Consider the following 26,748-nt stretch of genomic DNA (forward strand, 5'->3'; position numbering starts at 1 on the left):
GCGAGTAAGAGAGAACGGTAGCGAGTAAGAGAGAAAGGTAGCGAGTAAGAGAGAAAGGCAGCGAGTAAGAGAGAAAGGCAGCGAGTAAGAGAGAACGGCAGCGAGTAAGAGAGAACGGCAGCGAGTAAGAGAGAACGGTAGCGAGTAAGAGAGAAAGGTAGCGAGTAAGAGAGAAAGGCTGCGAGCAAGATGCTCGCACTCCTATATTTCCTATATTGCACTACTTTAGTAGCAAACCTCTAACAGGGGATTAGTTTTCAATGGGGGCTGTCCACCAGGCGATCGCATAGGGTTGCTGTGCTTCATTCACTTGTTGACGATAGTAAACTCGAATTTTATACTTGCCTGTGCGGGGAATCCGATAAAACATATGTTCTACACTATCGACATCACTGATCGAAGACCAAAGACTATCGCGAAGATTGGTAGAGTCCGCAGGCATTAGGAATATATCTAAATTATTTAGACCTCGGTCTTCAAAGGTTTCCCCAATGTCATAGGCTTCATTTTGATTGCGGTCTTGCAGTTCTACCAAACGATTCCAAGCTAGGGTAACACTGAGCATACTTCCCTGTTGTAAATCGCCTTCTAAAATATAATCCTGATAACTACCTACTGTCTCAATCTGGTCATAATTCCAACCGATCGCCGGAACTGGATTCTCTGGAGTCCATTGGCCGGCGCTAAACTGTTCATAGGCACGACTGGCATTTAAATGACCGGCTCCCATCTGAATATCGAGGGGAATGCGAGCATTAAAATAGGCTTCGGAAGTGAGCCAAGACTGATGTTTTTGATCGTATAACGTGCGCGACATACCCAGATTTAAGCCATTGCCCAAATCTTGAATTTTATCGGCACTATTGAGCAACACTGCTTTCATCACCTCTTGCTGACGAGCGTCTATAGTCCAGGGGGGACTCAGCTCCGATTTTAAGGGATCGGCTTTGACTTGGGCCAATTGGCGATCGCCATATTCTTGTAATAAAGCAATCATTGCTGTCACATGGGGAGCGGCAAAACTCGTGCCACTGGAATAGCCCACCGTACCGTCTAGATTAACTAAAGGAACCTTATGCCCTGGAGCCACTAAACCAATGGAGCGGCGACCATCAGTATTGGTTTCATAGCCAATAATGCGACTGGGATTCCCCAAACTCGGATCGCCAATATTGGCAAAATCAATCTTAGAATAGCGATCGCCGTAGATCTTGGAGAAGGCCACCGTCACCCCATTGTAGGTATCGGTGGGAATCGAAATCCCACCCCGGCCCTGATTCCCGGCAATCACATAAAACACATTATGCACCCGTGCCGACCAATCAATACATTGAGTCAACAAGGCATTCCCATCCAATACGGCATTGGGCCGAGGGTCTTGATTCAAGGATTCCCCAAAACTAAAATTAATCGCCCGCAAATCCCCACTATTTTGCATGGCCAGATGTTGGGAAGCGAGGCACTCTTCCGCTTGGCCGCTGCGTCGCAGAGATCCCACTGCCGTGGAATACAGCCGCGCATCGGGAGCTACCCCAGGAAACTGTTTATTGGAGCTAATCATCACACTGGCCACATTTTGGGCATGGGGGTCAACATGCTTGTTATGTTCAGCCAAGGCATCTCGAAAAAACACGCGCATGGGGCTGATGACCTGATTGGGGTCAGTTTTCTTATCGATGCCAAACATCCCAGGGCGACCAATTTCTACCTGGCCAATGGCGATCTTTTTCCCTGTTAAGTTATAAGGGAAATCATGCAAGCGTTGGGCTTCAATTCCTGCATCTCCCACCGATGACCGGAGTAGGGTAAAGGCAAATGCCGGAATGCCTAACCCAGAAATCGCTAGGGTGAATAGGATTAATTTCAGCTTGTCGATCATCGGTTATGACTCCTAGGAAAGTGTGGTTAATCCTAATTTACCCAAAATTTGGGTTTAAAGCCCCGTCCTTTTAGGACGGCTTTTTTAGGGTTTTAATGTAATCCCTAAGAACTTCAGACATGGGGACTTGTTTGGATTGTGCATAGGTCTTAAGAGTCTCATATTCAAGTTCAGAAAGTAAAAGTTGTAGTCGTTTAGTCCTTGCCATAGTCTCTGATTGTATGTATAATCAGAGTATAGCAGGAAAGGTAATTAACCTGCTCTAACAAAACCTAGTGCTGAAAAGCAACGCTATTTAAACAAAACAAACTTTGTAGAAATACAACTATCGTGGGGCGCACGAAAAGTAACGCTTGGGGAAAGAACCACCTCGCTTGCTAGGAATCGCAAGGTACTTAGTTTAAGTGGACTTGATGAACCAAGAATCCACTCGCCTTTAGGCAGTGGAGCGTCAACAATTGATTTTGGCGATCGCCCTTAAATCACCCTAAAGCGTATCTGGATCGATGCCCAACTCCTGAAGTTTGGCTAAAGCTTGGTTGAGCTTCTCTTGGGCCCGATCCCGCTCTGCTTGTGCCTGCTGTTGAGCCAGTTTCGCCTCATTGCGCTCTGCTTGTGCCTGCTGTCGTTCTAGCTGGGCTTGCTGTTGCGCTAGTCTCGCCTGATCTCGCTCCAGTAAAAGGGCCTCCGGTTCCTGAAACTCTTCCCCATCCGGATAAAACACCGATAACCCATCCTCAAACAACTCAAATCGAATTTGTAACAGGGGTGATGTCCAAGGTAAATATAACGCTGTTATTAATGTGCAAACTTCATCTGGAGCTTCACGCACAAATCCCCAGAAATCCTTGCGCTCTGGATCGTAATAATAGGCTTCTAAAACCCCATGCTCCTCATAAAACTTTTGCTTTTCTGCCATTTCTCGGCGGGTATTTGTCGGTGAGAGGATCTCAAACACCACTTGGGGGGCAATGTTGTCTTCTTCCCATTGTTTATAGCTACCCCGGTAACCGGGAGGACGACCAAAAGCTACCATGGCATCGGGTGCTTGGCAGGGTGCGGGAGGTTCCTCTACTTGCAGGGGATACCATAACAAATCTCCCGCTACAAATGCTTCTTGATCTTTGAGTAAATGTTTGAGATTGGTGACTAAACGGACAATCCACTCATATTGCTCGGTATTTTCGGCCATGGGTAACCCGTCCGAATCTGGATAGAGGATATCTGGAGAAAGGGGAGTTTGAACCATGAATCTTATACACATACAGATATACTTTATGATACCTTATTGCTGTAAAAACTGCTATAACTACGGACTGCGTTTGGGCCAATTGACAAAGTGTCACTGAAAATTCACAGAAATTTCACAAAGGATTGTAGATTCAAATCACAAGCGATGTTCGGGTTTGGCCCGATACTAAACAAGAACGAGTAAAGGTATAGGTCTCATGAGTGTCATTTCCCAAGTGGTTCAGGAAGCATTAGCCACCGGTTATCTATCCATTGAATCGGAAAACCAACTGCGATCGCTGCTGCAAAACCCGTATGGGCAAGAAGATTTTTACGCCTTCCGCCAATTACAACAGGCGACGATGATGGGTAATGTGAAGCAAGAATCTCGCGAGTTGCTCTGTGGCAGTCAACTGGCGCGTCGATAGCGATCGATCTTCATCAAGAGCGCCCCAGAGATCGTTACACTTCAGGGGATGACTCGTCGTCTTCATCTGGCTCTTCTGCGTCCTGATGCTGCTCTTGCAGCGCTTGTTTTTCCTCTTCTAGTTGTACTTTTTCCTTGTTGAGCTTTTCTTCGACAATTTGTAATTGGGCGTGGCGAGCCTCTACTTCCAATCTTCCACGGGCAACTTCCTGACTTTGTAGGGTCAGATCTTGCCGCCATTGTTCCGCCCGTTCCATTTCTGATTGTAAAAATTCTGGGGTAATCCCTACCGATAAATACTGCTCGATTAACTTTAATACCCAATCTTTGGCATCAGAAATACTCAGAATTTGCCGATTTTCCGTCAGTTCTACTAACACCAGTTGATTCTGAGTCCAGGTTTCATGGTCAGTACAAGGAATGGTTTCTTCCTGAGTGGCCAGTTTCCAGGTGGTTTCGGACTCTTGAGCTGCCAAAACCCGTAAACCTGCTTTACCTAAAAATTGCTCTGTCTGTACCTGGGCTAGATATAACATGGCCGTTGATTTTTCACTGTAAGTCATGGAAGCGATCGGGTGGAGAAAGGCGATCGCCTTTAATCTGAGAGATTACTCAGGCGATCGCGCAGGATTTGAGCCTGGATCTGTAATTGTTCTAATGTATCTCTGGCCCCTTGAACGACATCTTGAGGCGCTTTGTTCACAAATCCGGGATTCCCCAAACGGGCTTGGAGAACTTGGCTTTCTTTTTCAATCTTACCCAAATCTTTCTCGACTTTAGCGCGTAGAGCTGCAATATCCACAACCCCAGCGAGGGGAATCAAGACTTGTACAGTTCCGGTGACTCCGACAACGGTTTGCTTCATTGGCTCGTTTAAGGCAGCACAAACGGTTGGGGCTTCAGTTTTGGCTAGATTCTCGATCAGGGATGAGCCTTGGGTTAAGATCTCTTGCTCGGTTGGATTTTCGGTTTGCAGGACGACGGGGACTTTGAGACCGGGTTTAATTTCGGCGATCGCCCGCAAGTTCCGAATAGTACGAATGGTGTCAATCAGTTGAGCAAATTGGGTTTCTAATTCGGGATTGATAAACGTCTCATCGGGTTCGGGATAGAGTTGTCGTCCTAGGGATGTGAGGTCACTGAGCGGAGTCGAAGTGACCTCACTTTGGGTGAGGGTGTGCCAAATTTCTTCGGTGATATGGGGCATAAAGGGATGCAGCAGTTTTAAGATCCCATCTAGGACTAGGGCTAAGACTTGTTGAGCGACTAACCGCGAGGCTGTTTCTTCTGGGGTTCCTTCTTTGTCGTTTTGCCAGAGTCTGGGTTTGACCAGTTCAATGTACCAGTCGCAGAAGTCGTTCCAAATCAGTTCGTAGATTCCTTTGGCCGCTTCTCCTAGGCCGTACTGGTTGAGGTCGTTGCGAAGTTGCTGGGTTACTTGATGGTAACGGGAGAGTATCCAGCGATCGCCATCTTCTAGGTTTTCTGTAGGGATTCCTAACTGTGCAGGGGTTTTGCCATCCAAGTTCATCATCACAAACCGGGCTGCATTCCAGAGCTTGTTGGCAAAGTTGCGAGAGGCTTGGACGGAGACTGATTCATCGGTTTTGCGATCGTATTCGAGGCGAATATCTTGCCCGGCACCGGCGACTTCCCGAATCAGGGTATAGCGCACGGCATCAGCCCCATATTTTTCGATTAATATCAGGGGATCGATGCCATTGTTAGCGGATTTTGACATTTTCTTGCCGTTTACATCCCTGACCAAGCCATGGATGTAAACGGTTTGGAAGGGCATTTTACCGGTAAAGTGACCCGCCATCATGGTCATCCGGGCCACCCAGAAGAAGATGATGTCAAAGCCGGTGACTAGGGTGGTGGTGGGATAATAACGGTTGAGATCGGCAGTTTCTTCGGGCCATCCCATGGTGGAAAAGGGCCACAGTCCGGAGGAAAACCAGGTATCGAGGACATCGGGATCTTGCTGGAGTTTCGCGGTTTCTCCATATTCGGTTTTTGCTTGGGCGAGAGCTTCGGCTTCATTGGCTGCGACAATGAAGGGAGTTGAATCGGTGATTGTTCCTTCGGTTTCGCTGATCACATACCAAGCGGGAATTTGATGACCCCACCACAATTGCCGGGAAATACACCAATCTTTGAGTTTTACTAACCAATCTCGATAGACTTTTCTCCAGCGATCGGGCACAAACACGGGGTCATTTTGGTTATCCAGGAATTCGAGGGCGCGATCGGCTAAGGGGCGAATTTTGACAAACCATTGGGTAGAAATCAGGGGTTCAACGGGGACTTTGCCGCGATCGCTATAAGGAACCGTCGTCTTATAATCCTCTACCTTCACCAAACATCCCTCTGCCTCCAGGCGCTTCACCACCGCCTTCCGCGCCTCAAACCGGTCTAAACCCTCAAATTCCCCAGCATTCTCATTCATACTGCCATTCTTGTGCATGACATTAATCATGGGCAGATTATGGCGTTTGCCCATCTCAAAATCATTCGGGTCATGGGCAGGCGTTATTTTTACACAACCGGTTCCAAACTCCGCATCCACATATTCATCGCCAATAATGGGAATTTCCCGCCCCATTATCGGCAACCGTAGCGTCTTTCCAATTAAATCTTTATACCGCTTATCTCCAGGATTTACTGCTACTGCCGTATCTCCCAACATGGTTTCCGGTCGAGTGGTTGCTACTTCCACAAATCCCCCACCCTCAGTCAACGGATAGCGGAAATACCATAAATGGCCATTAATCTCTTTATTTTCAACCTCTAGATCGGACACTGCCGACTCAGAAGCGGGACACCAATTGACCATGTAGTTGCCCCGATAAATCAAACCTTCTTGATAAAGGCGCATAAAGGCTGTAATCACCGCCTTCGATAGGCCCTCATCCATCGTAAACCGCTCCCGCGACCAATCCACGGAAACCCCTAGACGGCGCAGTTGATTAACAATTCTGCCACCGGACTCTTCTTTCCACTGCCAAGCTCTTTCTAGAAATGCCTCCCGGCCAACATCGTAGCGATTTTTGCCTTCACTTCTCAGTTGCCTTTCTAAAATGGTCTGTACGGCAATACTGGCATGATCGGTTCCTGGCAACCACAACGTATTTTCTCCCAACATCCGATGATAGCGAACCAAGGTATCAATCAGGGCACTTTCAAAGGCATGGCCCATGTGCAAGCTACCGGTCACATTCGGGGGTGGAATCACCACACAGAAAGGATCTCCACTCTCACTCGGATCGGCCTTAAAGATTTCGTTCTCTTCCCAATACCGTTGCCATTTGGCTTCAGCACTCAAGGGATCGTATTGAGTCGGGTTACTAGAAGAAGGTACAGTCATGGATAACAGAATCGATTGGCGATCGGTGATAGGTGGTGGTCGAGCGAAGTCGAAGTTTAGAGCTGTTCACCCCTTTAGGATCGCAGTTGCGAGAGCCAGACCAAAAGACTCTCGCAGACATTTTCAGGATCGAGTTTAAAGGAGAACCAACAGCCCAGATTTTGTCCCTAGAGATCTAAACACTAGCAGGAACTTTTACGGACTCTTGGGTTAACTGTTCGTAAATGGCTCGCATTTTTAATCCAGTTAGCACTTGGAACAGTCCTGTACCATTGGTCGAACCCGGATAATCCGGATGTTGCCGCAGCAAGTGAGTTAATTCCCCATATTCTTTTGTTGAGGTGTTACTCAAGTGACCTTCGATATAGATGAGTTCCTCTAGATTCTCAAACTGACCATCGACTTCCAGGATCGACACTTCATGGCCATAGTAAGCATCTGGCCCATAATGCATTTTAATTCCGGGATAGGAGCAGGTTAACTTCCGTCCACAAGGAATCCAATCAATGGTCGATCCTTCGTCAAACAGATAAACAGGGTTACGGCCGGCAACTCCATAGCGTTGGATCATCCGTACCCGCAAGATTTTACGGTCTTTGTCGTCTGGAATCAGTTGGGTCGGCAATACCTGGATTACCACATCAGCATGAGCTTTCTGGGGGTCAATATAGGCCATGAAGTCTGGACGGCGAGCATTAATGGCAAATAACACATCTTCATAGCGATGGCCTCTCTCTGCCATATCTCGCTGGATTTTCCAGGCAATTTTGACTTCATCACTGATGTCAAGATAAACACTAAAATCCAATAGCTCCCTTACCCGCTCGTCGTACATCGGGTGTAGCCCTTCTAGAACAACAATGGATCGGGGATGGATGGTTTCGGGGGGATCGATTTCCCCAGTGGTATGGTTGTAAATGGGTTTTTCTATGGATTCACCGTTTTTCAGCGCTTTGGCTTGCTCATACATTAAGTCAAAGTTATTGGCTTTGGGGTTGAGCGCGGTAATCCCGGTTTCTTTACGTTGCTTACGATCTAAAGAATGGTAGTCATCCAGACAAATTACGGTTATGAGATCTTCTCCAAATAAGTCGGTTAAGCGACGTAAGAAGGTTGATTTCCCACAACCGGAGTCTCCGGCAACACCAACTAAAACCACGCGATCCGGTTTACTGGTCATAGATTTCCTCTGTCAATCAATGGGTTCACTAAAGTTAGTTTTGGTTTATCACTAATGGAGTTAAACTAGCGTTGAGGGCAACCCATTAAAACGGCCCTTCGAGATTTTTCAACACCGGAGGGCGCTTGCTCCCTAAATAGCAGCCTCGCTCTCTTTGGTTGGGGACAACTCAAGCTAGAGTTTCAGCTCAGTTTTCCATGTTCAATATTCTGGAGGAAATTTTACCAGAATGGGATCATCCCCACAAGGCGAGTTTAGAGATTTAGGATTGTCCTCAATACCTATGCTACGGTGAATGGGGTCTTTAAGAAAACCGAATCTTAATTATTCCTCTGAAAGGGGGCGCTTTTCGATAAAATGGTGGCATTGTCCCTGGCTGGCCAGATGGGAGAGAGGGGTGGGGATATTCCTGTGGCCCCAAGTCTCAGTGGCAAGAGGACAATGTTTTAGCAATAGTTCAATATTAAAAGAGAAAAGGAGAAAGCTATGCCTACATCCAGTTTAGCCGGTAGCACCAGTAGCATCTCGTCTAACCGTTTATTTCAGTTTGAGGTGGTTGGTCTTAACCCAACCAGCATGGCGAGTATGAATTGCTCGATTCGTCGCAGTGGCAGTGTTTTGATCACTGTGCCTTACAACCGTATGAATCAGGAAATGAAGCGGATTGCTCGTCTGGGTGGCACAATTACTAACATTGTGCCCCTTAATTTTGCTGCGCCCTCTTCCTCTGAGGACGAAGCCTAAATTGGGTCTAGCTCTTCCTGAATCTTGAAGAGCTAGATTGACCGATGAGAGTGGGTCACTTACAGTAACCCTAGTCGCTTAAATCATCACTTTCGCCAGTGGGCAACAGTGGTGATTGAGCCATTTTGCGGTAATATGCCGATGTAAATGGGGAAAGGAGAAAATCAAGGTAATGTATACATCAAGTTTAATCGGTAGAGCCAGTAGCGTGTCGTCAAACCGTCTGTTTCAGTTTGAAGTGGTCGGTCTTAACCCAGGTAGCATGGCGAATATGAATTGTTCTGTTCGTCGCAGTGGTAGTGTCTTCATTACTGTGCCTTACAGCCGTATGAATCAGGAAATGAAGCGGATTGCTCGTCTGGGTGGCAAAATTCTTAACATTGTGCCCCTTAATGCTGATACGTCCTCTCGTAAAGAATCAGTTTGGGAGCCTGCCCCTGTCCCTTCACCTGTCCCTTCTACCCCAGGGACTGAAGGTAAAGTCCATAAAAAATCTGAAGATCAAAAGATTCCCATCAATATTTACCGACCGAAAGATCCTTACATTGGGAAGTGCCTCAGTAATGAAAAGTTGGTTGCTGAAGGGGGATCGGGGATTGTTCAACATTTGACGTTCGATCTGTCCCAAGGTGACCTCAAGTATGTGGAAGGCCAAAGTATTGGGATTATTCCCCCTGGCAATGATGATAAGGGTAAACCCCATAAGTTACGGTTGTATTCGATCGCCTCTACTCGTCATGGGGATGATGAGGAGGATAAGACGGTTTCTTTGTGTGTGAGACAGCTTGAATATAAACACCCAGAAAGCGGAGAGACGGTTTATGGGGTTTGTTCGACTTATCTGTGCAATCTGGAGCCGGGTGCGGATGTGGCGATTACGGGCCCAGTTGGTAAGGAGATGCTGTTACCGGATGATGAGGAAGCTACGGTTATTATGATGGGAACGGGAACGGGAATTGCGCCGTTCCGTGCTTATCTCTGGCGCATGTTTAAGGAGAAGCACGAAGATTATAAGTTCCGAGGATTTGCTTGGTTGTTCTTTGGTATTCCTTATAGTCAAAATATTCTCTATCGGGAAGAGTTGGAAAAAATGCAGCAGGAACACCCAGAGAATTTCCGCCTTACTTATGCGATTAGCCGCGAACAGAAGAATCCTGAAGGCGGTAAGATGTATATCCAAGACCGGATTAAGGAAAATGCGGATGAGCTGTGGCAGTTGATCCAAAAACCGAATACCCATACCTATATTTGTGGTCTCAAAGGTATGGAAGGCGGTATTGATGAAGGGATGTCTGCGGCGGCTAGTAAGTTTAATGTTGACTGGAAGGATTACCAGAAACAACTGAAAAAAGAACATCGTTGGCATGTGGAAACTTACTAAAATCGATTAAGTTCCACTAGGGCTAAGAGGTAGGGGGGCCTTTGGAGGCTTCCCCTATTTTGGATCGCCGATGGGTTTGGAGGTGAGAATTAAGCGAAGTTTGGCATGGATGAGGTTGAGTTGGGCTAAACCGAGGTCTACGTCGCCTTGAACGACAATGCCGGTATGCAATAGGCGGTCTAGGAGTTCTAAAATGGAGGGGCGATCGCTCTTTTCCCCTGGATAATAGCCTTGTTTGGGCAATAGGGAACCGATTTCTCCTAAATCGATGTTTAAGTCGGCTGGATCGATGTCGAATATTTCGCACAGGTTGATAATCTGTTCTTCTAGACGCTGTAAGCTTTCGGCTGCTCGGTCTAATTCTTCTTCGCTTAGGCTCTCAGAATCCATGCGCCGAATGACTTGAGCTTCCATGAGTTGACGAATGAGTTCGACAACGGTGAGCAGTAGGGGGGCAAGTCCTGCGTCAGGGGAGTGATCGGAAGAGGGAATAATAGAAGAAGTCATGGGGTATTTAGGGATTTAGGGGGCGATCGCCAAACCAGTCAGAGATTAGACTTCTTTCACCTTACGACCTTTGAGAACTTGATTCAAATAGTCCTTCTGATAGTTCAGATATTGAGTATGCCACTCTTGAAAGCGGCGATCGCCATCCTGAACCAGCATTTTGCGATAGTCTTCGGATGAGATATACTTCTTAGTCATAAATGGCTCCCATTAATACATCTGTCAACGACCCAGAGTCTAATTCATCCATTGATTTGGTATCGGCAATATCTAACCGAGCGCCTGCTGTCGCGAGATCGTCATCGAGAGATTTCAAAAATCCCCGCGTCAGTACATCATCACCGACTTGAATAAAGGTAATCCCCAATTCTTCTTGGGTGTCCATTTTCTGAGTCGCTTCTACTAAGAGTTTAATCAGTTTCATTCGATTTTGGGGTTCTCGATCCAAAATCACCAGGATAATTTCTCCATTGGGTTTAGTCTGCTCGTTGGCTTTACGGGTAAAATAATCGTCTAGAGCGAGTTTAACGGTTTCTTCTAGGGCGATCGCTTGGTGGCGATCGTAGGAGTCAAGCAGAGCAATAATTTCTTCTTCACTCGAACAACTGACAGGATTAACCACACTGCCATTAAAGACAGCCGCATTATACAGGGTGAGGCAATCTGGATCGAGTTCTGCACATTGACGATACAAGGCTAATAACCCAGATCTCGCTTGTTCCCAAGCTCGCTTAAATTCAGGAGATGTGGGGTGATTATCCCCAGGGCTTCTGGCAATAATCACGGTATAATCGCGATTTTGTAAAATGGCTGCTTCTGTCATCGGATTACCTAGATGAGGATTGAGATCAGTTAAAGAACTTACTACCGTTTTAACACTTTCAAGAGTCAAGTTACCTAACTTCTCTTGACCATCCCTTGATCCTTATCGAAGAAATCGGCATATACCCAGTCACCCGTAGTCAGAAGGTCGTATGCTGACTCGGTGCGGTAAAGAATATTTCCTGATAATTCAGCAAATATTTCTTTCCCTCCCTTGGTGACAGTGTAGCTGTCTTTATGCACAGAAACTACCCGTGCAATGCCGTGAGCAGCAATCATTTGATCATCGACTCGACTCTTAAACCAGTCATCATACTAATGTACCTCATAGCAGTGCTTCGCGCTGTAAACCCGGTTTAATCTTAATTCGACTTTTAGAAACTAAATCCTAAAAGGATTAATGATAGTTAATTGATGCTCTACAATTAAACCATCTTGCATATCTTCTGAATAAAGGTTGTTATATCTATCACTTGACATTGCTGCTCAAATTCTTCAATCAGTTGAGTAATTTGTGTTTCAGGAAAATTAACTTTTCTTTTTAACACCGAGCAGGTTTCATTGATAACCTGTGTACTGATTACGATATTTTTTAGATTGGTTTCGGTTTTCAACCGACATGAAAATGAAACGGCTATTTGGCGTTTTCTAGCATCTTCTTCGGGGTCTGGATCTTGATCGGCTAAGAAACGATATAACCAGATATTAGAATCTATAAATATTGGTTGATCGCTCATTATTTTCTTTCGTGAATTTCATCTCTTGTGGGTTGGCTCCACCCTTTAACACTAATGGGGTTTTCTGCCAATCTATCCATTAATCTTGGCTGGGCTGTTTCTTCTGAAACAATGATAACTTTCACGTTACTTTCTGCTTGAATATTTTGTTTATATTCTGGCGAGATTTCTATCATCCCTTGTTTAATTTTCGCTTTAAATTCAAAGGAATTAACCATTTTTCACCTTCTTTTGTCTATTAACTTATGGATATTTTAACCTAAAATTCGCAGAAGGTGATGAGTTCCGGGGTGGGTTGATTAAAGGTGACTCGGATCGATCGCCTCAATTTGAGAACACCAAGAAAAGTCCTTGATGTTAAAAGTGTAGATTGTGGTAATATCAAATCCGAATAATCAGTTAGAGTATGTCATTGCGAATGGAACGCAGTGGAATGAAGCAATCGCAAAACCCCCGAATCTTGGCGTTAGCGAAGCTTGCGTGAAACGCGAAGCGCGAATGCTTCCCTGCGGTCGCAATGACAACTCAAATCTATGATCAACAATGTACCTCATAGCAGCGCGAAGCGCTGTAAAGCATCGTCCGATTAAAGGGCTGGAGAATTTCGCTTTCAAAAAGTAACGGACTTGGATCGAACTGCGATCGCTTTTCTTTGGTTGATGGTTGCTGCTGTTGATTGAGAGTTTTAAATGTCTCTATCATCACAGCACTTTGCTGAATTTGCTCCGGTGTGAGTCCAGTCGTATCAAGAGTTTGAGTCATATTAAGGTGAGTAGGATTTGCCTATATTTTAGCTGTTTCAGAAACCGGGTTTCTATCAAAATCTCTGGTTTGTAGCTGAAATTGTCGCAGAAACCCGGTTTCTTAAATCCTTAAATCTCCTCTAACCAGGTTTCAATGGCAGATAACAGATTGGGTTGATTCGGCGGAAAGCCTTTTAACGGCGCGTCTAGGGGGTTATCGTTAAGGAAGTCGCCTCTGTATTCATTATGAGTTCAGATTTTAAAATTCATTCCAACTCAAATTAAGGACTTAGGGTTAACCTCGAATTCCATCTTGGAACGGTAAAAACATACATCAAATTCCATAAAAAAGTTGGTCTGTCCTAGAATGAGAGGTGTATCGAGTTGTTTTATCCAAGCAAACGCTAACTGAATCGGTGGAATATCGCCAATTTGAGCCATTACAAATAAAGGTATTGCTGGCTGCTTTCCTAAGTTACCTGTTACTTGAACGATCGCCTTTTTATCTTCCCAGATAGCCCCTAGTTGTTGTCCGATGTCATAGGGCATGACGCTGACAGTTGCGCCACTGTCAACTAATCCAACGGTTTCAATGGTATGACCTTCTCGCCGAAGAATAATGGGAATCCTCGGCAGGTTATCAAATTCGTTTTGGGATGAATCAGTGGTTGAGTAACGAAATCGCATTGCTGTTAAACCTCATCAGTGGATTCCATTGCCTGCATGAGAATCGCCCCCGCCCCAAAAGTATTGTATGGGGTTGGCAAGTCATAGCTTTTACCCGGTTCTAACGGTGTAATTTCTTCTCGTGATTCAATGTCTTCAGCCAGCAAGCGAATCAGTTTAATTTTATCAAGGTGTGAAAGTTGCTTGATGGTGGGAAGTAGTTCTGTAAGCGTCATCATAAATTGGGGTCTGGTGATTCGGCCACTAAATTAAGTGGGATAGTTTTCATTTTATCCCAAGTTTTAGGGAGAAGCCCGGTTTCTCAAATCTCCTCTAACCAGGTTTGAATGGCAGATATCAGATTAGGTTGATTCGGGGGAAAGCTTTTTAATGGCGCGTCTAGGGGGTCGTCGGTGAGTCAGGCAAGGGCAATCACCCCGGTGAGTTTTTCGCAGAAGCGGATGAGTTCCGGGGTGGGATGTTGGCAGTCGGTGAGGAGGAGGGCGCGGGATTGTGCCATGCTTGATAAAATGGGGGATAGAGGAGATTTTCGGCACAGTTCCAGATGAGGTTGTAGTTAGTAAAATTCTCGGCTATAATTAATTAGACAAACCAATCACTCATTTAGCCTAAAAATTTTAAAAATTTTATGAGTTCAACGCCTGAATTACTGAACCGAATTACGCAAAATCCCGGTCAATGTGGCGGTCGTCCCTGTATTCGAGGGATGCGAATTCGCGTCACGGATATTTTAGAAATGTTGGCAGAAAATGTTAGCATTCCTGAAATTTTAGAGGACTTTCCCGATCTAGAACTAGCGGATATTCAGGCTTGTTTAGTCTTTGCTGCACGACGTACTGATTTTCCCAGACTAACCGCATGAAGATTTGGATCGATGCTCAACTGCCCCCCACATTAGCCAATTGGCTAACAGAAACGTTTGGTTTGGAAGCGATCGCATTGCGAGATTTAGGACTTCGAGATGCTCAAGATATCGAAATTTTTGCAGCAGCACAGGCTGAAAATGTTGTGATTATGACGAAAGACAGTGATTTCATCGATTTGGTATGTCGTTTAGGATCGCCTCCTCAAATTTTGTGGCTCACTTGTGGCAATGTCACTAACCGCAACTTGCGACAATTGTTGACGGCGACTTTATCTGATGCGTTAGAGCAATTGCGCCAAGGGGAAATGATTGTGGAAATTACGAATACTCCTTAAAAACGCAAATCCTCAAATCTCCTCTAACCAGGTTTCAATGGCAGATAACAGATTCGGTTGATTCGGCGGAAAGCCTTTTAACGGTGCGTCTAGGGGGTCGTCGGTGAGGAAGGCAACGGCAATGACTCCCGTGAGTTTTTCGCAGAAGGTGATGAGTTCCGGGGTGGGATGTTCGCAGTCGGTGAGAAGGAGGGCGCGGTGGGGGAGGAGGGCGCGGCGTTGCAGTTGTTTCAGGTGACGGCGCAGTTGGGCGGGAGTGGCGGGTTTCGGGGGGTCTTGGTCGGGACAGGTGGTGTCCCAGATGAGTTCGCTGAGAGTGAGGGCGATTTCACTTTCGCGGGTTTCGGTGGCGAGGGGTTGGGCGTTGAGAATGAGGATGGGCTGGTTTTGTAGGGTTTGGGCGAGGTTGATGGGGGCGAAGGTTGTTTCGCTGTTATGGGGGGTTATGCTTTTAATCGTCAGTGACTTAATATAAAGAAAAAGATGCATCCTGCTTGGGCTGGTGCAGGTGGAAATTGGCCTGCTATTGATGAAGTTGTAGACGCTAGAGTTGTCCGTCAAGAAAGCGAGTTTTCTTGTGCAGCCGCTTGTGCCCAAATGCTGCTGCGGGAACGGGGAATTGATGTGACTCAGGCTATAATTGAGCAGGTAACTGGAGTACCGATCGCACCAGGAATGCTTGCCTCAGCACTCAACCAATTCGATCCAGATCCTTCTGGGCAGTGGAAAGGTGGTTTTTTGGATTTGCCAGGGGCAACAGAATGGCAAGTTGTGGAAATCTTGAACAATACCGGATTGTGGGCGGCTGTGTTTTGGGAAATTGGTGCCAGAATTGGGCATATGGTTATCGTTGAGGGTCTCGCGAGAAGCGGCTATATTTTAATTCTCGATCCTTGGGAGGGGACGAGATATCGAATGAAAAAAGAAGATTTTTTGCAATACTGGAACCTTACAGGAGTTTACTGGAGTTTAGGATGAACACCAAAGTGCTTTCAATCGAATTCACAGAAGTCACAGGACTCTTCAAAGTTGTGGTGTCAATTGGTGAAAATTGTCACGAGTTTACTATGACAGCAGAAACTGATAAGATGGGCGATCGCCAAATTCATCTGATTAACGGGGATGAAAAATTCTGGGAGTTATTCAAGTTTAACCAACATTTAGCCCAAGGTTTGTATAATTTGACTGCGAAGGCATACAACGGAGAGGCGATCGAATTCCCCCAGGACATCGGAAAATTTTATGCCGATTTGCCCAGAAACCGGGTTTCTTCAAATGTTGGGTAAGTCGGAGAAGTTATAGCAGAAACCCGGTTTCTTAAATCTCCTCTAGCCAGGTTTGAATGGCAGATAACAGATTAGGTTGATTCGGCGGAAAGCCTTTTAATGGCGCGTCTAGGGGGTCGTCGGTGAGGAAGGCAACGGCAATGACTCCGGTGAGTTTTTCGCAGAAGGCGATGAGTTCCGGGGTGGGATGTTCGCAGTCGGTGAGGAGAAGGGCGCGGTGGGGGAGGAGGTCGCGGCGTTGCAGTTGTTTCAGGTGGCGGCGCAGTTGGGCGGGAGTGGCGGGTTCTGGGGGGTCTTGGTCGGCATGACATACTGAAACCTTAAGTTGGGTTTGCATTCGGTGAGATTGACTATTGGGAGATTGATATGCTACACTAAAAAGGCTAAAAGTAAGGGCAACAACAATTATAAAAATGAGTGGTTTTTTGACTCAAGAAGACTTTGAAACAATTTTTACATCGCACTTGAAAATTGAAACTTATTCAAAATCTATAGACTCACTATTTAGTTTACGCAGTTTAAGTAAAATCGATTACAAGCCTTATTACCAGAGAAATTATGTATGGGATAATCATAAAGCGACTTACTTTATTGAAAGTATTTTATTGGGTACTGAGATCCCCCCTCTTATATTTTTTAACAACGGTTCTGGCATTGAAGTAATTGATGGAAGGCAAAGGTTTGAAACAATAAAGCGTTTTAAAGAAAACGAATTTTCATTGACAAGGAATGGTCTGACAGCCCTAAAGAAGATAGCTAAAGCAACTTATCAATCTTTACAAGCTAGTTCTGAAACTAAAAGTATAATTGATTTATTTCTTGATGCCAAAATTAGAATTATAGAATTTGAAATAGTTAACGAACCTAGACTCAATCCAAGCCTGGAAGATAAAGTTAAAAAAGAAATATTTGGTAGATATAATTCTGGTATAACCCCTTTAAAGAAGCCAGAAATAGATAATGCTCTATATGATGAAGATTCAGTTTTTCAACATTTCAAGAATTTTGTAAAACAAAATTCTGAATTCTGCAATATGGTTACCGATCTTTTCTTGCCGAAGTCGAAGGATAGTGAAAGAGTGTCTGATAGTGGCAGAATATTACAGTTCATTCGTAGGTATTTAGTTCTTTACAAGTTTCCTATTAGATATTACTCATGGGGAAACAATAGAACTGAAACCCTCGATAAATTGTATGAGCATATGGCAAATGAGGTAGAAGATGTAAATTATTTATGTGATAGATTTGTAGAAAAAGTTCATCTAGTTCATCAAATGAAGCAGGTATTTACAGAACAAAGTTTAATTGTAAAACGACCAGCTTTTGAATGTTTGTTATGGGTGCTTCAGGTATTAGATGCTGAAGAAATAGATTTATCTAAGGTCAATACACCCAAATTTATTGAACGTTTAGGTCATGCAATTTCAGATAATAATGATAAGTTTGTTGATTCTCATTACTATCGTGTAGTTCAAGAACGTTTCTCATTTACAGCGAAGTTATTTGAGCAGGAATTTGGTGTAAATCTTCGTGCTTATGTAGAGGGTGATAAACAGACAAGAGATGAGTTAAATCTCATTAGGAAGAGTGAAAATGACGATACAATCACAAAACTGGGTGAATTAGAATCTCTAAGAGTAACAAAGCCAGAACCATCGCGAAATTCAATAGATGACATTGCGAGAGTGATGGATCGGAATATGTTTCTTGTTCGTCCTTCTTATCAAAGAGCAGAAGTAATTAATATATCTAAAGCATCTTCAATTATTGAAAGTATTCTTTTAGATATTAGTCTTCCTCCCATCTTTATTTTTAAGCGTAAAGATGGCGTTTCAGAGGTGATAGATGGACAACAGCGCCTGTTAACAATTTTAGGTTTTATCGGTAAAAAGTATATGGATGAGAGTGGTCATCAATGTACAAGTAAAAATACAGGCTTTGCTTTAAAGGGATTAAAAATACTGAAGCATTTAAACAACAAAAAATACAACGATCTTAAAAATCTTGATCCTTCTTTACAAGATAAGATTTTAGACTTTGAACTATTCGTAGTTGAAATTCAAGAAAGTCTAAATCCAGATTTTAACCCTGTTGATCTTTTTGTTAGGCTCAATAATAAGCCATATCCAATTAGAGAGAATTCTTTCGAGATGTGGAATTCTTGGGTGGATAGAGAAATTATCGAAAATATTAGAGAGAATGTTGATAAGCATAGAAAGTGGTTTTATATTAAACTTGTAAAGAGCCGTAATGATAGAGATAGGATGGAAAACGAAGAACTTTATACATCCTTAGCATACCTTGAATGTCAGAGGCTCAAAAATAAGGAGGCTGATAAGTATTTGTACATTTATAATAGGAATGATGGTATAAATGTAAGGATGTGTTCATCGCACGAAATCACTAAGCTACTTCAAAGTGTTTTTGAAGATGAAAAGGAAAAGACTAATTTTACAAAAAGTATCAAGAATGTGGAAAGCTTTGTAAAAAAAGTAAAGGTTATTTTGCTTGATAGGGATGTTGAAGGAGGAAAAGAAGAGTTGGATAAGTTTTTTGGGGATGAACTAAATTTGCTATTTAAAGCGCAAAGACAAGTTCGTTCATTTAGGCGTACAAAACAAGACTTTTATCTTCTTTGGTATCTTGTCAATCCACTTAACTTAGAAATGGTTAAATTTCATAGGTTAAAGATCAAACAAGATTTGCAAAATATTTTTTCTAATTTGAGAAATTCTTCACAAAGTTTTACAAAAGATCTATTTTTAGAGAAAGTCAAGGATTTTCATCAAAGATATGCAATTAACCCAAGAAAAATTAAACTTTCTGAAGCCGAAAAGCTTGAAAAACTTAGAGGACAAGATCATCGCTGTGCTATTTCAGGATCACCTATATTTATAGGAGATGATATTGAGGTAGATCATAGTACACCGTTAAGCATAGGTGGAGAAGATTCTATAGAGAATCTTAAAATTACTCACAGTGATAGTAACAGAAAGAAAGGCTCTAAACTTATATCTGAATAAATAGGAATTAAATCCCTCTCTTCTCTTACTTTCGGAGATTGCTATCGCTGTATTCTTTATAGAGAGAAACATTTGCCGAGCTGACTAGATTTTTTAGTTTTTGTTAGAACAAACCGTCGAAATCGCCAATTCTGCAAGAGTTCCAGAATTGAGTCAAGACAAACGCTAAAATTGCGTTCCGTCTAAGTTGGCATCGCTTAAATCTGCATGGGTTAAATCTGCTCCCTCTAATTGAGCCTCCGATAAGTTGGCTCCCATGAGTTTCGCTTGCCTTAAATTGGCTCCTCGGAGGTTGGTTTGGCTTAAGTTGGCGAAGATAAATTTCGTGCCTTGGAGTTGGGCGTTTTCTAAGTTGGCTTCCTGGAATTCGGTGCGGATGAAGTTGGCTTGGGAGAGGTTGATTCCGGGGAGTTGAGCGCCTTTTAAGTTCATGCCTTGGAAGTTTCTATCTCCGGCTGTGTAGCGATCGATTACTTCACTAATATCGGTGAGAGAAAGGGAGCGCTGAGGCTGTTGGGGGAGGGTAAAAGTTAGACTATTTTCTACTTGTAACAGTTGCTTAAACTCTTGATAAAGGGAATAGTTACCCGTACCACTAATCCTAACCCAAGCTCTGGTTCGTGTCAAGGCAATAAACAGGTGATTTCGCAGGGATAAATTGCTCTCATCTTGGGCAATATGATCGAGGGCGATCGCGTAAACCATGTCCGCTTCATTTCCTTTGGCTTTCTCAATGCTAGAAACCGTCACACAACCGTCACGCCAAAACTCATTTTTAGAGCCAGAATCCTGCTTTTGTCCCGGAAGATAGACATCAATGCCTTGTCTTAGGAGTGCCTCAACCACCATCGGCTCCAGTTGGCGCGTGTGAATTCGAGAACCCAACAGAATCACCAAAATATCTCGACTGGGTTTAAGTCCATCTTGGCGTAAATTTTGCCTTAACTGATAACCTAGATTCGCTAACTCTTCCTGGCGCGAGTCGTAAGATTGAAACTCAATTAGTGCCCCTGATGCTAACTGACTCACCGGATTTAAATCTGCATCCAGGGGACGAGTGAGAGTAATGGAACTGCCGGGTAACAGTTCGCCCTCAACCTGAAATCCTAGAGCTTGCCAATCCGATTTTTGGCATAACTCGGTTAAACATCCTTGGGGGCGAAAAATTCCCATGGCTAAACCGTAGGCAACCCTTAACACTTGGGCCGGAGTGCGATAGGATTTACAGAGGATTTCCGTTTTGGGAATATTGCCCGGATGAACTCCATTTAAGAGATGTGCCAACTCCGAGCCGAATAAGTCGCGCACCGTGGTTACTTGCTGGGGATCGAGATGTTGATATTCATCCATCGTCCAAATCAAGCGCCGTTGCTCTGGATGCAAGGGATTACAAGGGCGTAGGGATTGGTAAGCTAACCAGTAAAAGGGTTGCTTTTGCTCGAATTTTATGTTATCTTGGACTAAGAAATCCTGTCCTTCATCAATAAAAAGAGCATCAAAAACTTGGGGTATCTTTCCCCGACGTAACAGGTCAATACAAACCTCCGCCAGGGCTTCATGGGGGGCATATCTTAAGGTGTCGGCAACGGTGCGCGGAGCCACTCCAGAGAGACGACATAAGAAGCGGTAAAAACCGGGTTGTCCTTTGGCTCCCCAACCGTGAAAAACCCGCAAGTTGCGATTACGGGAAGTGTAACCCACTTGCCCTTCGCTAAAGTGACGGAGCCAGCGATCGAGTTGCTCGGTAATGGTTTGGTAAAGACTGCGGCTAAAGAAGACGATCGCGATTTTCCAATCCGGATGTTTCAGGTGCATGTGGGCGGCTTTTTGGCAGAGAACCACAGTTTTCCCCGATCCGGCAATGCCGCGAATCCGTTGTACTCCGGGTGGAATGGTTTTAGCGAGAGTTTCTTGGGCTAAATCCAGTTGGGAAAACTGTTGTCTGGCTTGGGCTAAAATTTCGGCGCGACTGGGAGAGGGATATAAGCGCCATCGGCTACTGGGATTGGGTTGAAAAAGGGGAGTACCACCGATCAGAGAGCGCAAAAGTTGCCATTGCTGTTCGCTGAGGGGTGCGCCTGAAGTGAGGGGAGCGATAGTTTCAATCTGATGAAAAAGTTGGGCAATCGCAGTGACGCGCAGATGGTTTTCAAACAGAATAGGAGGAGCGGATAAGAGGCGATCGAATTGTTTTTCTTGCCACTGTTCTTGGGTAATATAAGGTAGAGCCACGATCGCCCGACTCATCAAACCCAACTTTAACCCCGGTTCCCCCTCACACCGTCTCAGAATCGCCCAAACCTGCTGCTCTGCCTGCTGATAGGGCGATCCACTTTTCTGGTAAAATCCCTGATAATGCCAACGATGACCGCTAATTTGGGCGATTTGGTGAATCCGTATAGACTTGACTTCAATGACGATAATTCCCAATTGGCGATCCAGAATCAGAATATCCGGTTCCTTACGATGCTTACCCTGGGGAGAAAACAGGGGATAGCGCCAATATGCCAAACAAGATCTATCGCTAAAGGCATCCTGTACCCTTTCCCATACCCGAAACTCCCCCCGCTCCCCCCCATTTCCAGCAACTTCAGTGGTAATAAATTGCCCCTTCCCCATAGCTCATATCAAGTTCGTTGAATCAATTATAGTGGCGGGTAGATATAGCTAGTCTAAATGAGTTGTACAACGGGAAATGCCCTCTCCCTATATCCCTCTCCCGTGGGAGAGGGACTTTTCCCCCTTCTCCTGCGGGAGAAGGGGGTAGGGGGATGAGGGGCAGCCATTACATAACTCATTTAGGTTTGCTATAGATTGGCTGTTGCCGACATAAAAATTGTTCATTGTTAATTGTTAATTGTTCATTGTTCATTGACATCACTCCACAATTGCCCCTTTATCGCGCAAATGTTGCTTCAGGGCTGAAGACAATTTCGGGTTATCCTTAAAATAGGCTTGATTAACATTCGCCTTCTCAATATTCGCCTGTTTTAACAGAGTTCCCGTTAACCGTGCCTCCTGTAAATTCACATCCGTCAAATCTGCATAGGAAAGATCCGCATTTTCTAAATTGGCGCGGGATAAATTCGCTCGTTGCAGATATGCCCCCGATAAATTTGCCCCTTCCAAATTGGCATCACTCAAATCTGCGCGAGGTAAAATGGTGCGTAAATCTGCCCCTTGTAAATTGGCATTCTGCAAATTCGCATCGCGCAAATTCGCATTACTTAAAATTGCCTTTTCTAGGTTGGCATGACTTAACTGGGCATGGGCTAAATCTGCTAAACTTAAATCTGCCCCGCTTAAATTAGTTTCGGTTAAATTTGCGCCGCCTAAATTAGCATAATGAAAATTCATCTGGGCTAAATTTACTCCGGCAAAATCTGAAAGGGGATTTAAGCCTACCTGTTGGGCAATGTCTAAAATATCTTGGGGATGTTTTTCCAGTAATTGCTTGGCGATCGCCCATTGCTCCTCTAAACACTGCTGTTCCTGCTCCTCATCCTGCATCGCTTGATACACTTGACGCAAATTAAATAGAGCCTCTCCTTGCTGCCCCAAATCCCCCCATTCCTGAGCCAACTTTAAGCTTTGTTGATAATAGTTCAGAGCTTCGGGAAAATCCGGCAAACTGCTATAAACATTGCCCAAATTATTCAGGGCATTCCGTTGTCCTGGGCGATCGCCAACATCTTGCGCTAAACTTAGATGCTGCTTGTAATAGGCGATCGCCTCCTCAACCCTACCCAGCGCCTGACTCACCGCCCCCAAATTACCCAAAGCCGCCCCTTGGCGCTGGGCATTTTCCTCGGTACGGTAGACAGATAAAGCCTGTTCCCAGAGAGATTTCGCCCCCTCTAAATTCCCCCCTTGATACTCCTCAATTCCCTGTTTAAATAGCGTGTCGGCATCCTGAGACATAAGATAATTAGAATCAACTCAATCAAAATATAGCGCTTTCATTTGAGATCCGCCCTCTCCCTATATCCCTCTCCCAAAGGAGAGGGACTTCTGCTCCCCATCTCCCGTGGGAGAAGGGGTTGGGGGATGAGGGCAACCACTCTTTTTCCTCCGACATCTGCCCTCTCCCTATATCCCTCTCCCAAAGGAGAGGGACTTTTCTCCCCATCTCCCGTGGGAGAAGGGGCTGGGGGATGAGGGCAACCACTCTTTTTCCTCCGACATCTGCCCTCTCCCTATATCCCTCTCCCAAAGGAGAGGGACTTTTCTCCCCATCTCCCGTGGGAGAAGGGGTTGGGGGATGAGGGCAACCACTCTTCCTACTCCAAACAACTCCCATGAAAAAACTACTCATCACCGGGGCAAGTGGCTTTTTAGGCTGGAACCTCTGCCCAATTGCCCAAACTCACTGGCAAGTATACGGAACCTACCATACCCATGCCCTCAGCTTACCCCAGATTACCCTCTCCGCCCTTAATCTCCTGGACTTCAGCGCCCTAGAGCGCCTCTTCACCCACATTCAACCCGATGCTGTAATTCATACCGCCGCCCAATCCAGCCCCAACTATTGCCAAAATCATCCCCAAGAAACCGACAAAATTAACATTAACGCTGCCGTCAAAATTGCCCAACTCAGCGCCATTGCCGGAATTCCCTGCGTCTTTACCTCCACCGATCTCGTCTTTGATGGCACAAGCGCACCTTACCGAGAAAGCGATCGCCTATCCCCCGTTAACCATTATGGACAGCAAAAAGTAAAAGCAGAACAAGCCATGCGCCAAGCCTATCCCCAAGTCACCCTGTGCCGGATGCCTCTGATGTTCGGCGCAGCTCCTAGCCAGGGTAGCAGTTTTATCCAACCCTTTATTCGCGCCTTGCGAGCCAATCAACCCCTCGCCCTATTCACCGACGAATGGCGCACCCCCGTAAGCGCCACCACCGCCGCCCAAGGACTCCTGCTTGCCCTCAACCATCCAGGGGAACTCTTGCATCTTGGCGGCAAAGAGCGTATTTCCCGCTATCAGTTTGGGCAACTGATGGCAGAATCCCTACACCTGCCCACGGAGTTAATCCAACCCGCCCGCCAACAGGATGTCCCCATGGCAGCCCCCCGCCCCCAAGATGTCTCCTTAGACAGCTCCAAAGCCTTTGCCCTGGGCTATAATCCCCCGCCTCTACAGGCGCAATTAGAGGCACTCCAGGGGCAAGTTTAGGGGTTCAGAAACCCGGTTCCTTAGAGCAATACCTTCGCCAAAACCAAAAATGCCTTGATTCATAGGTTGGGTTGAGGAACGTGCATGTCGGCGACAGCCGAAAACCCAACAAATACGTTGGGTTTCACTTCGTTCAACCCAACCTACGGGAAAATGGCGAAGGTATTGTTAGAGTGTTAGGACAATTTAACATTAGTTTAATTGATTACCTGGACTTGATATCAGTGAGCGTCAATCAAACCATTAACACCGTCATGAATATCATTGCCTTAGAATCATCAAATTTTGCGATCGCCTCCGATTGCCTCTCAGCCGCATTCAGCCAAGATCCGCTCCTAAGTGAGTTCTTACCCGAAAACCCCAGCGCCAAACGAAGGGCGCTCAACCACGGCAACCAAGCCTTTCTCAGCTACGCTAAGTCCTATCAGCACATTTACACCACGGCTGAACAGCTAAAAGGTGTGGCCATTTGGTTGCCCCCAGAAGCCTCCCAGATGAACTTATCTCAACTCTTGCCCTTGATAACATCAGGACTGCTCACTATTCCGTTTTATATGCGTTGGACACGGCTATTTGACTACATGCGTCTGATGGGGCAAACGCTACAGTTACATGAGCAGATGGCTCCAGAACCCCATTGGTATTTAGCAATGCTAGGTGTTTCTCCAGAATACCAGGGGCAAGGCATTGGCGGCATGTTAATTCAACCCGTGCTACAAATAGCCGATCGCACCCAGACACCCTGTTATTTAGAAGCCTCTACACCTGGAGCGGTGCGATTTTACGAGCGCAATGGGTTTGAGGTCGTTTATCAAGGTTCATTTGGCGATCGCCAGTATTGGTCAATGAAACGGCAACCCAAGCATTAAACCGCACAACTCAAGAGAACCGATTACCGCCCGTTCCTGTCCGAGAAGCCCAAAGCGCTACAAGGTCATAACCCGTTTACTCCGTCTCTTCCTCCTCAAAAATAGCCCCTCTTTGCAGCAACCCATCGTGCATCGCTGGTGTTAATCCTGGATTATCCTTAAATCGCGTATGATTAACCTTGGCTCCATCGAGAACAACATCAGTCATATCAGAAAGGACAATACCCGCCCCCGTTAAGTCCGCTCCCGTAAAGTTCGCCCCCTTTAACTGGGTATCGCTGAGGTTAGCATTGCTCAGGTTAGCATCAGTAAAGTCTGCCCCCGTTAAGTTCGCTCCACTGAGGTTAGCAAGGGCTAAACTAGCGCGGTGGAAGTTGGCCCCCTCTAAATTAGCATCACTCAGATAAGCGCCACTTAAGTCTGCTCCCCCAAAGTTAGCCTGTTGCAGATTAGCACTGCTCAAATCCACATCACACAGTTCTGCTCCCCGTAGATAGACGTGGGAAAGATTAGCCTCGCTCAAGTCTAAACCGTTTAAATTGGTTCCTAAGAGTTTAGCTCCGGCTAAATCTTGGGCAAGGTTTAAGCCAGCAATTTGGGCGAGTTCTTGGAAGTTTTCCGTGTTGGCAGTCGTAATTTGAGTAATCAGGTCTAAGGCTCTCGCCCCATCAAAACTAGGTGGCTCGCTCCTCGGTTCCATCTTCACGTCCCCCTGAGCTTGCCAGACGGTGCGACTGATGTAGGGTTGCACTGAGGATTCTAGCAGCATCAGGGCCAATTTTTGCTCGGCGATCGCCACTTGATTCGGCGTGACTTGATGGGGCCATAACCCTTCAGCCCCCATAATTTGGATATCCGTCGCCTTGAGGGAAAACATCACTTCCAGCGCTCCCTGGCTAGAACTCGCTTGAATCCGCCCCCACTTGCATCGGCTCATAGAGCCTGCCAATAGTTGCCCAGATTTCAGGGGAATTAACCTCCAGGTGAGATTTTCCGGGGTTCCAGAGGCGATCGCCCGCACCCCAATCCCGCTCAAATCCGGCTCCTGACCTCCTTCTGAACACCAAAACCCTTCTTTCAACCTCAGCCCTAATTCTCCCCCCTTTAAACCCCATTGCAGCTTGCCATTGCCCAGGGACTGCCACTGAGAACCCAAGGTCAGACTCAAATATAAATCATACTGTTGCCCATCCCCCGTAGACTCAGAAAGGGATACAACAGACCACTCTAGAGATAGCACTTCCGGATATCGATTCTCAGTCAGGGGTTGGGACATAAAGGTTGCTCTCACTCGTTCAACCTGTTATTGTCTCATGCTTTGCGGCTCAATAACGGGTTAACTCACTCACTCTTTTCAGACTAAGAGTCACTGGTTTCTGCTTTCTGTATCCTTTGTGTCTTTAGAGCGAAAAAGAACCCCGAAGTTAAAAAAATCCTCAAGAAAAATAGAACAATTTCTTGTCCGGACAGCAGCCCATAGGACATAGTGATA

Annotated in this window: 28 protein-coding genes and 4 pseudogenes; 10 read left to right on the forward strand and 22 right to left on the reverse strand. The window is 45.5% G+C overall.

Features of this window, described 5'->3' with window-relative positions; all coding sequences use genetic code 11:
• Positions 1-250: 250 nt before the first annotated feature.
• Positions 251-1,879: a S8 family serine peptidase gene (locus PMG25_RS22225; protein WP_283769089.1), complete on the reverse strand. Its 1,629-nt coding sequence runs from the start codon at positions 1,877-1,879 to the stop codon at positions 251-253.
• 487 nt (positions 1,880-2,366) lie between these two features.
• On the reverse strand, positions 2,367-3,128 hold the full coding sequence (locus PMG25_RS22230; RefSeq protein ID WP_283769090.1) for a Uma2 family endonuclease: 762 nt from the start codon (positions 3,126-3,128) through the stop codon (positions 2,367-2,369).
• 199 nt (positions 3,129-3,327) lie between these two features.
• Between PMG25_RS22230 and PMG25_RS22235 the strand changes: the two genes are divergently transcribed.
• Positions 3,328-3,537, forward strand: coding sequence for a hypothetical protein (locus tag PMG25_RS22235; protein ID WP_283769091.1), 210 nt, complete (start codon positions 3,328-3,330; stop codon positions 3,535-3,537).
• 34 nt (positions 3,538-3,571) lie between these two features.
• Here the strand turns inward: PMG25_RS22235 and PMG25_RS22240 are convergent, their stop codons facing one another.
• The 3 genes from PMG25_RS22240 to PMG25_RS22250 all read right to left on the reverse strand — a co-directional run bounded on the left by PMG25_RS22240 (position 3,572) and on the right by PMG25_RS22250 (position 8,083).
• The gene (locus PMG25_RS22240) at positions 3,572-4,099 is read right to left on the reverse strand and encodes a hypothetical protein (RefSeq protein ID WP_283769092.1); all 528 of its coding nucleotides are present in this window, start codon (positions 4,097-4,099) and stop codon (positions 3,572-3,574) included.
• A gap of 32 nt (positions 4,100-4,131) precedes the next feature.
• The gene (locus PMG25_RS22245; RefSeq protein WP_283769093.1) at positions 4,132-6,903 is read right to left on the reverse strand and encodes a valine--tRNA ligase; all 2,772 of its coding nucleotides are present in this window, start codon (positions 6,901-6,903) and stop codon (positions 4,132-4,134) included.
• Positions 6,904-7,078: 175 nt separating this feature from the next.
• Complete coding sequence (locus PMG25_RS22250; protein WP_283769094.1) at positions 7,079-8,083, reverse strand: phosphoribulokinase; 1,005 nt, start codon at positions 8,081-8,083, stop codon at positions 7,079-7,081.
• A gap of 486 nt (positions 8,084-8,569) precedes the next feature.
• On the opposite strand from PMG25_RS22250, the gene cpcD reads away from it, so the two are divergent.
• The gene (gene cpcD, locus PMG25_RS22255) at positions 8,570-8,827 is read left to right on the forward strand and encodes a rod-capping linker protein CpcD (protein ID WP_283769095.1); all 258 of its coding nucleotides are present in this window, start codon (positions 8,570-8,572) and stop codon (positions 8,825-8,827) included.
• A gap of 172 nt (positions 8,828-8,999) precedes the next feature.
• Positions 9,000-10,208 (forward strand): bifunctional rod-capping linker CpcD/ferredoxin--NADP reductase PetH, encoded by a 1,209-nt coding sequence (gene cpcD/petH / locus PMG25_RS22260; protein ID WP_283769096.1) that lies wholly within the window; start codon positions 9,000-9,002, stop codon positions 10,206-10,208.
• Positions 10,209-10,262: 54 nt separating this feature from the next.
• Here the strand turns inward: cpcD/petH and PMG25_RS22265 are convergent, their stop codons facing one another.
• From PMG25_RS22265 to PMG25_RS24720, 12 genes and pseudogenes are all read right to left on the reverse strand, one after another.
• The gene (locus PMG25_RS22265; RefSeq protein WP_283769097.1) at positions 10,263-10,715 is read right to left on the reverse strand and encodes a gas vesicle protein K; all 453 of its coding nucleotides are present in this window, start codon (positions 10,713-10,715) and stop codon (positions 10,263-10,265) included.
• Positions 10,716-10,760: 45 nt separating this feature from the next.
• Positions 10,761-10,913: a hypothetical protein gene (locus tag PMG25_RS22270; protein WP_283769098.1), complete on the reverse strand. Its 153-nt coding sequence runs from the start codon at positions 10,911-10,913 to the stop codon at positions 10,761-10,763.
• Entirely contained in the window at positions 10,906-11,538 is a 633-nt protein-coding gene (locus PMG25_RS22275; RefSeq protein WP_283769099.1) for a vWA domain-containing protein, read from the reverse strand. The genes PMG25_RS22270 and PMG25_RS22275 overlap by 8 nt, the downstream gene beginning before the upstream one ends.
• 74 nt (positions 11,539-11,612) lie before the next feature.
• Positions 11,613-11,816, reverse strand: a complete 204-nt coding sequence (locus PMG25_RS22280) for a hypothetical protein (RefSeq protein ID WP_283769100.1) — start codon at positions 11,814-11,816, stop codon at positions 11,613-11,615.
• Positions 11,817-11,918: 102 nt separating this feature from the next.
• A pseudogene (locus PMG25_RS22285) lies at positions 11,919-12,274 on the reverse strand (PIN domain-containing protein).
• The gene (locus tag PMG25_RS22290; RefSeq protein ID WP_283769102.1) at positions 12,274-12,492 is read right to left on the reverse strand and encodes a hypothetical protein; all 219 of its coding nucleotides are present in this window, start codon (positions 12,490-12,492) and stop codon (positions 12,274-12,276) included. Before PMG25_RS22290 ends, PMG25_RS22285 begins: the two are co-directional and overlap by 1 nt.
• A 319-nt stretch (positions 12,493-12,811) precedes the next feature.
• On the reverse strand, positions 12,812-13,036 hold the full coding sequence (locus PMG25_RS22295; protein ID WP_283769103.1) for a hypothetical protein: 225 nt from the start codon (positions 13,034-13,036) through the stop codon (positions 12,812-12,814).
• A 110-nt stretch (positions 13,037-13,146) separates the two neighbouring features.
• Positions 13,147-13,230: pseudogene (locus PMG25_RS24710) on the reverse strand (NACHT C-terminal alpha/beta 1 domain-containing protein); the annotation flags it as partial.
• A gap of 63 nt (positions 13,231-13,293) precedes the next feature.
• Positions 13,294-13,704: a pepsin/retropepsin-like aspartic protease family protein gene (locus PMG25_RS22300; protein WP_283769104.1), complete on the reverse strand. Its 411-nt coding sequence runs from the start codon at positions 13,702-13,704 to the stop codon at positions 13,294-13,296.
• Between the two features lie 5 nt (positions 13,705-13,709).
• The gene (locus PMG25_RS22305) at positions 13,710-13,919 is read right to left on the reverse strand and encodes a hypothetical protein (RefSeq protein ID WP_347178916.1); all 210 of its coding nucleotides are present in this window, start codon (positions 13,917-13,919) and stop codon (positions 13,710-13,712) included.
• Positions 13,920-14,005: 86 nt separating this feature from the next.
• Positions 14,006-14,059: pseudogene (locus PMG25_RS24715) on the reverse strand (histidine kinase); the annotation flags it as partial.
• 164 nt (positions 14,060-14,223) lie between these two features.
• Positions 14,224-14,283: pseudogene (locus tag PMG25_RS24720) on the reverse strand (hypothetical protein); the annotation flags it as partial.
• Positions 14,284-14,332: 49 nt separating this feature from the next.
• On the opposite strand from PMG25_RS24720, the gene PMG25_RS22310 reads away from it, so the two are divergent.
• Both PMG25_RS22310 and PMG25_RS22315 read left to right on the forward strand, forming a co-directional pair.
• Complete coding sequence (locus tag PMG25_RS22310) at positions 14,333-14,566, forward strand: DUF433 domain-containing protein (protein WP_283769106.1); 234 nt, start codon at positions 14,333-14,335, stop codon at positions 14,564-14,566.
• The gene (locus PMG25_RS22315) at positions 14,563-14,904 is read left to right on the forward strand and encodes a DUF5615 family PIN-like protein (RefSeq protein WP_283769107.1); all 342 of its coding nucleotides are present in this window, start codon (positions 14,563-14,565) and stop codon (positions 14,902-14,904) included. The genes PMG25_RS22310 and PMG25_RS22315 overlap by 4 nt, the downstream gene beginning before the upstream one ends.
• Positions 14,905-14,916: 12 nt before the next feature.
• Here PMG25_RS22315 and PMG25_RS22320 read toward each other — a convergent pair whose 3' ends face one another.
• Entirely contained in the window at positions 14,917-15,393 is a 477-nt protein-coding gene (locus tag PMG25_RS22320) for an NACHT C-terminal alpha/beta 1 domain-containing protein (RefSeq protein ID WP_283769108.1), read from the reverse strand.
• Here PMG25_RS22320 and PMG25_RS22325 point away from each other — a divergent pair.
• Together PMG25_RS22325 and PMG25_RS22330 are read left to right on the forward strand one after the other, a co-directional pair.
• Entirely contained in the window at positions 15,388-15,882 is a 495-nt protein-coding gene (locus tag PMG25_RS22325) for a C39 family peptidase (RefSeq protein WP_283769109.1), read from the forward strand. The genes PMG25_RS22320 and PMG25_RS22325 overlap by 6 nt on opposite strands.
• A complete protein-coding gene (locus tag PMG25_RS22330; protein ID WP_283769110.1) occupies positions 15,879-16,190 on the forward strand; it encodes a hypothetical protein in 312 nt (103 codons plus the stop codon). The genes PMG25_RS22325 and PMG25_RS22330 overlap by 4 nt, the downstream gene beginning before the upstream one ends.
• Positions 16,191-16,221: 31 nt before the next feature.
• Here the strand turns inward: PMG25_RS22330 and PMG25_RS22335 are convergent, their stop codons facing one another.
• A complete protein-coding gene (locus PMG25_RS22335; RefSeq protein ID WP_283769111.1) occupies positions 16,222-16,527 on the reverse strand; it encodes an NACHT C-terminal alpha/beta 1 domain-containing protein in 306 nt (101 codons plus the stop codon).
• Positions 16,528-16,615: 88 nt separating this feature from the next.
• Between PMG25_RS22335 and PMG25_RS22340 the strand changes: the two genes are divergently transcribed.
• Positions 16,616-19,213 (forward strand): GmrSD restriction endonuclease domain-containing protein, encoded by a 2,598-nt coding sequence (locus PMG25_RS22340; protein ID WP_283769112.1) that lies wholly within the window; start codon positions 16,616-16,618, stop codon positions 19,211-19,213.
• A gap of 165 nt (positions 19,214-19,378) precedes the next feature.
• Here PMG25_RS22340 and PMG25_RS22345 read toward each other — a convergent pair whose 3' ends face one another.
• Together PMG25_RS22345 and PMG25_RS22350 are read right to left on the reverse strand one after the other, a co-directional pair.
• Positions 19,379-21,832 carry a pentapeptide repeat-containing protein gene (locus PMG25_RS22345; RefSeq protein WP_283769113.1) on the reverse strand — a complete coding sequence of 818 codons (2,454 nt, stop codon included), beginning with the start codon at positions 21,830-21,832 and terminating at the stop codon, positions 19,379-19,381.
• Positions 21,833-22,090: 258 nt separating this feature from the next.
• Positions 22,091-23,134, reverse strand: coding sequence for a pentapeptide repeat-containing protein (locus PMG25_RS22350; protein ID WP_283769114.1), 1,044 nt, complete (start codon positions 23,132-23,134; stop codon positions 22,091-22,093).
• A 377-nt stretch (positions 23,135-23,511) separates the two neighbouring features.
• Between PMG25_RS22350 and PMG25_RS22355 the strand changes: the two genes are divergently transcribed.
• Together PMG25_RS22355 and PMG25_RS22360 are read left to right on the forward strand one after the other, a co-directional pair.
• Positions 23,512-24,387, forward strand: coding sequence for an SDR family oxidoreductase (locus tag PMG25_RS22355; protein WP_283769115.1), 876 nt, complete (start codon positions 23,512-23,514; stop codon positions 24,385-24,387).
• A gap of 80 nt (positions 24,388-24,467) precedes the next feature.
• Positions 24,468-25,256, forward strand: a complete 789-nt coding sequence (locus PMG25_RS22360; RefSeq protein ID WP_283769116.1) for a GNAT family N-acetyltransferase — start codon at positions 24,468-24,470, stop codon at positions 25,254-25,256.
• Positions 25,257-25,332: 76 nt separating this feature from the next.
• Here the strand turns inward: PMG25_RS22360 and PMG25_RS22365 are convergent, their stop codons facing one another.
• Positions 25,333-26,532, reverse strand: a complete 1,200-nt coding sequence (locus PMG25_RS22365) for a pentapeptide repeat-containing protein (RefSeq protein ID WP_283769117.1) — start codon at positions 26,530-26,532, stop codon at positions 25,333-25,335.
• Positions 26,533-26,748 lie beyond the last annotated feature (216 nt).

This window comes from Roseofilum capinflatum BLCC-M114 (assembly GCF_030068505.1).
GTDB classification, from domain to species: Bacteria; Cyanobacteriota; Cyanobacteriia; order Cyanobacteriales; family Desertifilaceae; genus Roseofilum; species Roseofilum capinflatum.

Bases quoted from the DNA above. Each gene is read 5' to 3' on its own strand.
- PMG25_RS22225 (WP_283769089.1), bottom strand. From the start codon at position 1,879: ATGATCGACAAGCTGAAATTAATCCTATTCACCCTAGCGATTTCTGGG.
- PMG25_RS22230 (WP_283769090.1), bottom strand. From the start codon at position 3,128: ATGGTTCAAACTCCCCTTTCTCCAGATATCCTCTATCCAGATTCGGAC.
- PMG25_RS22235 (WP_283769091.1), top strand. From the start codon at position 3,328: ATGAGTGTCATTTCCCAAGTGGTTCAGGAAGCATTAGCCACCGGTTAT.
- PMG25_RS22240 (WP_283769092.1), bottom strand. From the start codon at position 4,099: ATGACTTACAGTGAAAAATCAACGGCCATGTTATATCTAGCCCAGGTA.
- PMG25_RS22245 (WP_283769093.1), bottom strand. From the start codon at position 6,903: ATGACTGTACCTTCTTCTAGTAACCCGACTCAATACGATCCCTTGAGT.
- PMG25_RS22250 (WP_283769094.1), bottom strand. From the start codon at position 8,083: ATGACCAGTAAACCGGATCGCGTGGTTTTAGTTGGTGTTGCCGGAGAC.
- cpcD (WP_283769095.1), top strand. From the start codon at position 8,570: ATGCCTACATCCAGTTTAGCCGGTAGCACCAGTAGCATCTCGTCTAAC.
- cpcD/petH (WP_283769096.1), top strand. From the start codon at position 9,000: ATGTATACATCAAGTTTAATCGGTAGAGCCAGTAGCGTGTCGTCAAAC.
- PMG25_RS22265 (WP_283769097.1), bottom strand. From the start codon at position 10,715: ATGACTTCTTCTATTATTCCCTCTTCCGATCACTCCCCTGACGCAGGA.
- PMG25_RS22270 (WP_283769098.1), bottom strand. From the start codon at position 10,913: ATGACTAAGAAGTATATCTCATCCGAAGACTATCGCAAAATGCTGGTT.
- PMG25_RS22275 (WP_283769099.1), bottom strand. From the start codon at position 11,538: ATGACAGAAGCAGCCATTTTACAAAATCGCGATTATACCGTGATTATT.
- PMG25_RS22280 (WP_283769100.1), bottom strand. From the start codon at position 11,816: ATGATTGCTGCTCACGGCATTGCACGGGTAGTTTCTGTGCATAAAGAC.
- PMG25_RS22290 (WP_283769102.1), bottom strand. From the start codon at position 12,492: ATGGTTAATTCCTTTGAATTTAAAGCGAAAATTAAACAAGGGATGATA.
- PMG25_RS22295 (WP_283769103.1), bottom strand. From the start codon at position 13,036: ATGACTCAAACTCTTGATACGACTGGACTCACACCGGAGCAAATTCAG.
- PMG25_RS22300 (WP_283769104.1), bottom strand. From the start codon at position 13,704: ATGCGATTTCGTTACTCAACCACTGATTCATCCCAAAACGAATTTGAT.
- PMG25_RS22305 (WP_347178916.1), bottom strand. From the start codon at position 13,919: ATGACGCTTACAGAACTACTTCCCACCATCAAGCAACTTTCACACCTT.
- PMG25_RS22310 (WP_283769106.1), top strand. From the start codon at position 14,333: ATGAGTTCAACGCCTGAATTACTGAACCGAATTACGCAAAATCCCGGT.
- PMG25_RS22315 (WP_283769107.1), top strand. From the start codon at position 14,563: ATGAAGATTTGGATCGATGCTCAACTGCCCCCCACATTAGCCAATTGG.
- PMG25_RS22325 (WP_283769109.1), top strand. From the start codon at position 15,388: ATGCATCCTGCTTGGGCTGGTGCAGGTGGAAATTGGCCTGCTATTGAT.
- PMG25_RS22320 (WP_283769108.1), bottom strand. From the start codon at position 15,393: ATGCATCTTTTTCTTTATATTAAGTCACTGACGATTAAAAGCATAACC.
- PMG25_RS22330 (WP_283769110.1), top strand. From the start codon at position 15,879: ATGAACACCAAAGTGCTTTCAATCGAATTCACAGAAGTCACAGGACTC.
- PMG25_RS22335 (WP_283769111.1), bottom strand. From the start codon at position 16,527: ATGCAAACCCAACTTAAGGTTTCAGTATGTCATGCCGACCAAGACCCC.
- PMG25_RS22345 (WP_283769113.1), bottom strand. From the start codon at position 21,832: ATGGGGAAGGGGCAATTTATTACCACTGAAGTTGCTGGAAATGGGGGG.
- PMG25_RS22350 (WP_283769114.1), bottom strand. From the start codon at position 23,134: ATGTCTCAGGATGCCGACACGCTATTTAAACAGGGAATTGAGGAGTAT.
- PMG25_RS22355 (WP_283769115.1), top strand. From the start codon at position 23,512: ATGAAAAAACTACTCATCACCGGGGCAAGTGGCTTTTTAGGCTGGAAC.
- PMG25_RS22365 (WP_283769117.1), bottom strand. From the start codon at position 26,532: ATGTCCCAACCCCTGACTGAGAATCGATATCCGGAAGTGCTATCTCTA.